General features: G+C 67.9%; 8 protein-coding genes. 6 read left to right on the forward strand and 2 right to left on the reverse strand.

Going from position 1 to position 8,714, the window contains the following annotated elements; genetic code table 11:
• Positions 1-42: 42 nt before the first annotated feature.
• On the forward strand, positions 43-732 hold the full coding sequence (locus VFL64_RS06020) for a VIT1/CCC1 transporter family protein (RefSeq protein ID WP_489539470.1): 690 nt from the start codon (positions 43-45) through the stop codon (positions 730-732).
• 16 nt (positions 733-748) lie between these two features.
• On the opposite strand, the gene VFL64_RS06025 is transcribed toward VFL64_RS06020, so the two are convergent.
• On the reverse strand, positions 749-1,891 hold the full coding sequence (locus VFL64_RS06025) for an ABC transporter substrate-binding protein (protein WP_489539471.1): 1,143 nt from the start codon (positions 1,889-1,891) through the stop codon (positions 749-751).
• A 211-nt stretch (positions 1,892-2,102) separates the two neighbouring features.
• On the opposite strand from VFL64_RS06025, the gene VFL64_RS06030 reads away from it, so the two are divergent.
• Positions 2,103-4,301, forward strand: coding sequence for a 3-hydroxybutyrate oligomer hydrolase family protein (locus tag VFL64_RS06030; protein ID WP_489539472.1), 2,199 nt, complete (start codon positions 2,103-2,105; stop codon positions 4,299-4,301).
• Positions 4,302-4,400: 99 nt separating this feature from the next.
• Here the strand turns inward: VFL64_RS06030 and VFL64_RS06035 are convergent, their stop codons facing one another.
• Positions 4,401-4,970: a helix-turn-helix transcriptional regulator gene (locus tag VFL64_RS06035; protein ID WP_489539473.1), complete on the reverse strand. Its 570-nt coding sequence runs from the start codon at positions 4,968-4,970 to the stop codon at positions 4,401-4,403.
• A gap of 203 nt (positions 4,971-5,173) precedes the next feature.
• On the opposite strand from VFL64_RS06035, the gene VFL64_RS06040 reads away from it, so the two are divergent.
• The 4 genes from VFL64_RS06040 to VFL64_RS06055 form a co-directional block, all read left to right on the forward strand.
• Entirely contained in the window at positions 5,174-5,941 is a 768-nt protein-coding gene (locus tag VFL64_RS06040; RefSeq protein ID WP_489539474.1) for an ABC transporter ATP-binding protein, read from the forward strand.
• A 1-nt stretch (position 5,942) separates the two neighbouring features.
• On the forward strand, positions 5,943-6,647 hold the full coding sequence (locus tag VFL64_RS06045; protein WP_489539475.1) for an ABC transporter ATP-binding protein: 705 nt from the start codon (positions 5,943-5,945) through the stop codon (positions 6,645-6,647).
• Positions 6,648-6,675: 28 nt separating this feature from the next.
• Complete coding sequence (locus VFL64_RS06050) at positions 6,676-7,884, forward strand: ABC transporter substrate-binding protein (RefSeq protein WP_489539476.1); 1,209 nt, start codon at positions 6,676-6,678, stop codon at positions 7,882-7,884.
• Between the two features lie 114 nt (positions 7,885-7,998).
• On the forward strand, positions 7,999-8,714 hold a 716-nt coding region (locus tag VFL64_RS06055), incomplete at its 3' end, for a branched-chain amino acid ABC transporter permease (protein ID WP_489539477.1).

The following is an 8,714-nucleotide window of genomic DNA, read 5'->3' on the forward strand; positions in this document are numbered from 1 at the left end:
GCGGCTTCACCACAGAGAGCTTCACCACAGAGACGCACCACCATGAGACACAGCGAATGGCACCGAACGCACCGCACGGGCTGGCTGCGCGCCGCCGTGCTGGGCGCGAACGATGGGATCGTCTCCACCGCCAGCCTCGTGCTGGGCGTTGCGGCGACAGGCGCCGGCACCCAGGCCATCCTGGTGGCCGGCGTGGCGAGCCTCGTGGCAGGCGCCATGTCCATGGCCGCGGGCGAGTACGTCTCGGTGAGTTCGCAGGCCGACACGGAGAACGCCGATCTCGCGCGTGAACGGGCAGAGCTGGCCGAAGACCCGACGCAGGAACACGCCGAACTCACGGCCATCTACCGCAAGCGGGGCCTGAGCGAAGAGCTGGCGTCGAACGTCGCGACGCAGCTGATGGCGCACGACGCGCTGGGTGCGCATGCGCGCGACGAGCTGGGCATCTCCGACACCCTGGCGGCCAAGCCGGTGCAAGCTGCGCTCGCCTCGGCCGCCACCTTCGCCGCAGGCGCGCTGCTGCCTTTGCTGATGGTGTTCCTGCTTCCCGTCGCCGCGCTCATGTGGGGCGTGGCAGGCAGCTCGCTCCTGTTTCTCGCGGCGCTCGGGGCGCTTGCGGCCCGCGCAGGGGGCTCCCCCTGGCTCCTGTCCGCCGCGCGCGTGACCTTCTGGGGAGCGCTGGCGATGGGGCTGACCGCGGGCGTTGGCGCCCTCTTTGGCGTGGCGGCGTGACGGGACCGTGTGAACGCTACTTCAGCAGCTTGCCCTGGCTGCCGATCACCGTCACCTCCACGAAGCGCGAGCCCACGCGCTCCTTCGGCCCGAAGCTCACTCGCACCCCACCCAGGTCGTAGTTGCCCATCGACTCCAGCGCGCTGATCACCTTGGCGCGCGTGGGCTTGGGGCCGGCGCGGCGCAGGCCTTCGACCAGCACCTTGGCACCGAGGTACTCCTCGAAGTTGGTGTAGTTGACCTCTTCGTCCGGGGCGTACTTCTTCATCACCTCGTGGAACTCGCGCACCACCGGCAGCGAGCGCTGGTAGGGGTAGGGCACGACCTGGCTGATGCCCAGGCCGCGCACGTTGTCGATGCCGCCCAGCTTGACGAGCTCGGCCGGGTCGACCACCGAGATGTTGAACAGCTGCCCGCCGCCGCCGGCTTCGCGGTACTGCTTGGCAAAGGCCGCCGCCGGCTTGTTGACGGCCACCATGATCACCGCCTGCGGCCCGGCGGCGCGGATCTGCTGCACGGCCGCGGCCACATCGGTGGTGTTGCGCTCGTAGCCCGCCGAGGCCACCAGCTTCTGGTTGCGCCGCTGCAGGGCCGCTTCGACCCCGGCCTGGCCGGCCTTGCCGAAGGCGTCGTTCTGGTACAGCAGGGCGATGCGCGTGAGGCCTTGCGTGTTGAGCTGCTTGACCATGTGCTCGGCCTCGTCGGCGTAGCCCGCGCGCACATGGAAGATCCAGGGGTTGAACGGCTTGCGCAGCAGCTCGCCGCCGGTGTACGGCGCGACGAGCGCGATGCCGGCATTGGCAAGCACCTTGTCTTCGAGCAGCTTGCCCACGTTGGCACTGCCGGCAAAGCCGAACAAGGCCACCACCTCCGGCTTGGCCGTGAGCTCCTTGGTCAGGCGCACGGTCTCGTCGACCTTGTAGCCGTCGTCGACCACCAGCGTGCGGATCTTCGCGCCGTGCACGCCACCCTGGTCGTTGACCCAGTCGAAGTAGACCTTGCCGCCCAGCACCATCTGCTTGCCCGAGCTCGCGAGCACGCCCGACAGCGGCGCCACCTGGCCGATCGTCAACGTGTCTTGCGCCGAGGCGGCACCGCACGACAAGGCAAGGCACGCGATCAGGCCGCTCCAACGTTGTCTCTTGAACAGGTTGAACATGCGAAATCCCATCGTGTTACTGAATGTGCGGCGGATGCTAGGTCGCATGTGCGCGCCTCACCACGGGGCCTTCGATGGCCGTGCCTCTACCTACGGGTTGCTCCTTGCGCTGAACTACGTAACGACTACTGCTGATGTAGTTGTACGACTGCTCGGCGCGAGTCGCGACTTCTACATTGCGACGCTCGACCACCCCGAGGAGACAACTCCAATGAAATCAACCCACAAGCCCGCATGGCGTGTCGCAGTTCTCACCCTGGGCGTTGCCGGCCTCAGCGCCTGCGGCTCCAGCGACGACCCCGAAGTGAGCACGCTGCCCGCCGGCATCAGCACGGTGAGCGTGACCAGCTACAGCGCCACCACCGTGGGCAGCGGCACCAGCGCCGCCACGCAAGACCTGCTGACCGGCGGCCTCGGGCGCACCGGCATCGGCGCCGCCGCCCCGCCGGCCTACGCCGACCCGGCCAATCCGACCGCAGCCGAGTTGCGTCGCAATGCGCTTTACTCCAACTACCGCGGCCTGGTCGACTACAGCGCCAACGGCGGCTATGGCCGCTTGTACGGTCCCAACATCGACCTCAGCGGCGGCGACACCCTGGGCGAAGGCCTGATCCCCGGCCGCGAGTACCTGGCCGTGCTCGACGACGGCACGGGCCGCAAGCAAGTCACCATCGCCGTGCAGGTGCCGACGAGCTTCAACCCGGCCTCGCCCTGCATCGTCGCCGGCCCGTCGTCGGGCTCGCGCGGTGTCTACGGCGCCATTGCGTCGGCCGGCGAGTGGGGCCTGAAGAAGGGCTGCGCCGTCGTGCTGACCGACGCCGGCAAGGGCGTGGGCCTGTACGACCCGGCCGACGACAGCGTGAACCGCATCGACGGCACGCGCGCCACGCGCACGGCCGCCGGCACGCTCTCGCACTTTGCCGCCACCCTCACCGATGCAGCCCGCACCGCCTTCAACGCCGCCTTCCCCAACCGCCTGGCGCTCAAGCAGGCGCACTCGCAGATCAACCCCGAGAAGGACTGGGGCACCGACACGCTGGCGAGCATCCGCTACGCGCTCTACGCGCTGAACCAGGAATACGCCGACAACTCACCCGCCGGCAACGGCAAGCTGGTGCGCTTCACGCCGGCCAACACGCTGATCATCGCGGGCTCGGTCTCCAACGGGGGCGCCGCGATCCTGCGTGCCGCCGAGCAAGACAGCGAGGGCCTGATCGACGGCGTGGTGGCCGCCGAGCCCAGCGCGCAGCCCGCCACGACCTCCGGCTATGGCGTCAGCGTCGGCGGCACGGCGCTGCCCATCTACGGCAGGCCGCTGATCGACTACTTCACCTACGCCAACATCTACCAGCCCTGCGCCGCGCTGGCGCCTGCGGCGACGATGGCCGAGACCTCGATCTACAACTACATGACCCTCACCGGCATGAACGCCCGCGCCACCAACCGCTGCACGGCGCTGGCGGCCAAGGGCCTGGTGACCGGCGCGACCACGGCCGACCAGGCCACCGATGCGCTGGCCAAGCTGCGTGCCTACGGCTACACCGCCGACAACGACACCATGCACAACGCCCACTACGGGCTGGGCAACGGGCCGATCATCGCGTCGATGTACACCACCGGCTACGGCCGCTTCTCGCTCACCGACAACATGTGCGGCACCAGCTTCGCGCCCGTCAACGGCACAGGTGACGTGGTCGCGGTGACCGCCAACACCAAGGCCGCGAGCTTCGCGCTGGCCAACGGCACCGCCAACGGCACGCCAGCGAGCGTGGTCTACAACCTCTCGGAAGGCGGTGCCAAGTCGTGGGCCTTCGCCGTCTCGCCATCGACGCACATGGCCGACTTCGCGCTCGACGCCGCGCTGTGTGCGCGCGCGCTGGTGACGGGCGTCGACACCGTCACGGGCGCGGCGCTGAGCACGGTCTCGACGCCGACGCTGGCGCAGAGCCAGGCGGTGCGCACCGGCATCGGCGAAGTCCTGCTCAACGGCAACCTGCGCGGCAAGCCCACGCTGATGGTGGTCGGGCGCAGCGATGCGCTGGTGGCCATCAACCACTCGGAACGCGCCTATGCGGCCTACAACCGGGTGGTGGAAGGCACCGCCAGCCAGCTGCGCTACGTCGAGGTCGAGCATGCCCAGCACTTCGACACCTTCATCCCGTTCTCGGGCTTCGACACCCGCTTCGTGCCGCTGCACCCCTACTTCATCCAGGGCATGAACGCGATGTGGGCCAAGCTGACGAGCGGAACGGCCCTGCCTGAAAGCCAGGTGGTGCGCACCACGGTGCGCGGTGGCACCCCCGGCGCCGCACCGGCACTGACCACGGCGAACGTGCCGCCCATGGCGGCCACGGCCGCCTCGGGCAATGCCATCGGCTTCACCGGCACCAGCATCGCGATTCCGAACTGAGCGCAGCAGCGGTCACCCCGGCGAAAGCCGGGGCCCACTGGGGCGAGGTGCACGGCGTCGCAGTGGATCCCGGCCTGCGCCGGGATGACGCGGCAAGGGTTACATCAACCCAGCCAGGCGGGACACCATCTCGGTGGCCGTGTTCACCTTGAGCTTGCGCAGCAGGCGCACGCGGTGGGCGTCGATGGTGCGCGGGCTCACATTGAGCACGCGGGCGATCTGCTTGCTCGTCTTGCCCTCGATCAGCAGCTGCGCGATCTCGCGCTCACGCGTGGTGAGCGCGGTGCACATGGGCCGCCGCGCCGAGATGTCTTCGAACATCCACACCGCGCAGCCGAAGGGGTCTTCCCGGTCGAGTGCACGCCCGGAGGCGTGGCACCAGAACAGGCGCCCGTCGCGGCGTTTCATGATGCGTTCGTCGGCGTAGCGGCCGCAGTCGCGCATGGCGGCCAGGCCACGTGCGCCAATGCCCATGAACTCCTGCTCCGAGGGGTACAGCACCGACATCGAGCGGCCGCTCAGCTCTTCGGGCGTGTAGCCGAACATCGAGGCGTAAGCCTCGTTGCAGCGCTGGATGATCCGGTCGCGCGACACGCACAGGCCGACCGGCGCCATGTCGAACGCCAACATCAGGTTGACGTCGAGCGGGGGGTTGGTCGTGGTGTCCATGGCGTTTTCGGCGCGAGGATAGCGGTGCGCAGTCGCGCCGCTACTGCCGTGACTACTTAAGCGAAATGCATTAACGACCAAGGCACCACTTAGTTCACGAGTGGGTGCGTGCCACCCGCGGGTGAACCCTAGCGTAGTCCTGCGCCTTGCGACGCGCTCTCGCAATCTCGACACTGCCGCCTCTCGCAAAGGAGCCGCAGCACGTGGATTGCATTCTCGAAACCAGGCGCTTGAGCAAAGAGTTCAAGGGCTTCGTCGCCGTCGACAAGGTGGACCTGCGCGTGCGCCGCGGCAGCATCCATGCGCTGATCGGCCCCAACGGCGCGGGCAAGACCACGTGCTTCAACCTGCTGACCAAGTTCCTCACGCCGAGCGCCGGGCAGATCGTCTTCAACGGCGCCGAGATCACGGGCGACAGCCCGGCGCGCATTGCCGAGCGCGGCATCATCCGCTCGTTCCAGATCTCCGCGGTGTTCCCGCACCTGTCGGTGCTGGAGAACGTGCGCGTCGCACTGCAGCGCAAGCTGGCCACCTCGTTTCACTTCTGGAAGCCGGAGCGCTCGCTCGATCCCTTGAATGAGCGCGCCCTCGCGCTGCTGCAGGAAGTCGACCTCGCCGCCTACGCCCACCTGCCCACCGTGGAGCTGGCCTACGGCCGCAAGCGCGCGCTGGAGATCGCCACCACGCTGGCCATGGAGCCCGAGCTGATGCTGCTCGACGAACCCACGCAAGGCATGGGCACGGAAGACGTGGACCGCATCCGCCGCCTGATCAAGCGCGTGTCGGCCGGGCGCACCGTGCTGATGGTGGAACACAACATGAGCGTGGTCTCCAGCATCGCCGACACCATCACCGTGCTCGCCCGCGGCGCCACGCTGGCGGAAGGGCCGTATGCCGAGGTGTCGAAGAACCCGGCGGTGATCGAGGCCTACATGGGCAGCGCGAACGTCGAACTCCAAGGGGCTCACTGAGATGTCTACCCGCTTCCTGGAAATCAGAAAGCTGCACGCCTGGTACGGCGAATCGCATGTGCTGCATGGCGTGGACTTCCACGTCGACGAAGGCGAGGTGGTGACGCTGCTCGGCCGCAACGGCGCGGGCCGCACGAGCACCATGCGCGCGATCATGGGCCTGGTCGGCCGGCGCAGCGGCTCGATCCGCGTGCGCGGGCAAGAGACCGTCGGCCTGCCCACGCACCGCATCGCCCAGCTCGGCATCGGCTACTGCCCCGAAGAGCGCGGCATCTTCTCCAGCCTGAGCACGCACGAGAACCTGCTGCTGCCGCCCTCGCTGCTGCCCGGCGGCATGTCGATCGACGAGATCTACGCACTCTTTCCCAACCTGAAGGAGCGCGCCCACAGCCAGGGCACGCGGCTGTCGGGCGGCGAGCAGCAGATGCTCGCGGTGGCGCGCATCCTGCGCACCGGCGCCAAGCTGCTGCTGCTCGACGAGATCTCCGAAGGGCTGGCCCCGGTGATCGTGCAGAAGCTCGCGGAGATGGTGTCCATGCTGCGCAAGCGCGGCTACACGGTCCTGATGGTGGAGCAGAACTTCCGCTTCGCCGCACCGCTGGCCGACCGCTTTCTGGTGATGGAGCACGGCACCGTCATCCAGGAGTTCACCCAAGCACAGCTGCCCTCCATGCTGGACCAGCTGCACGAAACCCTCGGCGTATAGATCACCACACCATCAAGGAGACCTTGACTTGAACCTCTCGAAACTCAAAGCCATCGCCGCCGCCTGCGGCCTGGCCTGTGCCGCAGCCACGGCCCACGCGCAGATCTCCGGCGATGTGATCCGCATCGGCTTCATCACCGACATCTCGGGCCTGTACTCCGACATCGACGGCCCCGCCGGCGCGGAGATGATCCGCATGGCGGCCGCCGAGTTCGGCGGCGCCATCAACGGCAAGAAGATCGAGGTGCTGGTGGCCGACCACCAGAACAAGGCCGACATCGCCAGCGCCAAGGCGCGCGAATGGTTCGACCAGCAAGGTCTCGACGTGCTGATCGGCGGCACCAACTCCGGCACCAGCCTGGCCATGGCCGGCCTGGCGGCCGAGAAGAAGAAGCCCTTCATCGCCGTGGGTGCCGCCGCCTCGGCGCTGACCAACGAGCGCTGCTCGCCCTACACCGTGCACTGGGCCTACGACACCGTGGCGCTGGCCAAGGGCACCGGCAACGCGGTGGTGAAGGCCGGCGGCAAGTCGTGGTACTTCCTGACCGCCGACTACGCCTTCGGCTCGGCGCTGCAGACCGACACCTCGGCCGTGGTCAAGGCCGCGGGCGGCAACGTGGTCGGCTCGGTGCGCCACCCGCTGTCGGCGAGCGACTTCTCTTCCTTCCTGCTGCAGGCGCAATCGAGCAAGGCCGAGATCCTGGGCCTCGCCAATGCCGGCGGCGACATGATCAACGCGGTAAAGGCGGCCAACGAGTTCGGCGTCACCAAGACGATGAAGCTCGCCGGCCTCTTGATGTTCATCAACGACGTGCACTCGCTGGGCCTCAAGACCGCCGGCGGCATGTACCTCACCGACAGCTGGTACTGGAACCAGAACGCGGAGACGCGCGCCTGGAGCCGCAAGTTCTTCGAGAAGTTCAAGCGCATGCCCTCGTCGATCCAGGCCGCCGACTACTCGGCCGCGCTGCAGTACCTGAACGCGGTGAAGGCGGCGGGCACCGACGACGGCGACAAGGTGCTGGCGCAGATGCGCAAGACGCCCGTCAACGACGTGTTCGCCAAGGGCGGCCGCATCCGCGAAGACGGCCGCATGGTGCACGACATGTACCTGATGCAGGTGAAGACGCCGGCGCAGTCGAAGGAGCCGTGGGACTACTACAACGTGGTCGACACGATCAAGGGCGAGGCCGCCTGGACCACGAAGGCGGAGTCCCGCTGCGCCCTCTGGAAGTAAGGCCCCCCAGTCGCTTCGCTCCTGCCCCCAAGGGGCGCCACCCAGCGGACCGGCAGAGCCGGCTCCGCGGGTGTTGCTTGAGGGGCACTTCGCTTCGCTAGTGCTGGGCACTCCATGACAGACATCTTCGGTATTCCTCTTCAGGCCTTCCTGGGCCAGCTCCTGCTCGGCCTGGTCAACGGCTCGTTCTACGCCATGCTCAGCCTCGGGCTGGCGGTGATCTTCGGCCTCTTGGGCATCGTCAACTTCGCCCACGGCGCGCTCTACATGATCGGCGCCTACGTAGCGTGGTTGAGCCTGGAGAAGTTCGGCCTCAACTACTGGGCCGCGCTGGTGATCGCGCCGCTGGTCGTCGGCGCGCTGGGCGTCGTGATCGAGCGCACGCTGCTCAAGCACCTCTACAAGATCGACCCCATCTACGGCCTGCTGCTGACGTTCGGTCTGGCGCTCATCGCCGAAGGGGTGTTCCGCGAGAAGTTCGGCGTGTCGGGGCAGCAGTACGAAGTGCCCGAGCTGCTGCAGGGCGCCACCAACCTCGGCTTCATGGTGCTGCCGAACTACCGCGCCTTCGTGGTGGCCGCGTCGCTGGTGGTGTGCCTGGCCACGTGGTACGTGATCGAGCGCACGCAGCTCGGCTCCTACCTTCGTGCGGCGACCGAGAACCCGCAGCTGGTGCAGGCGTTCGGCATCAACTTCTGGTTCGCGCTGCTGCTGGCGCCGCTGGTGGTGGGTGCCCTGGGCGTGGTCATCGAGCGCACGCTGCTGAAGCGGCTGTACAAGATCGATCCGATCTACGGCCTGCTGATGACCTTCGGCCTGGCGCTGATCGC

Source organism: Rhizobacter sp., from assembly GCF_035702065.1.
GTDB lineage: Bacteria > Pseudomonadota > Gammaproteobacteria > Burkholderiales > Burkholderiaceae_C > Rhizobacter.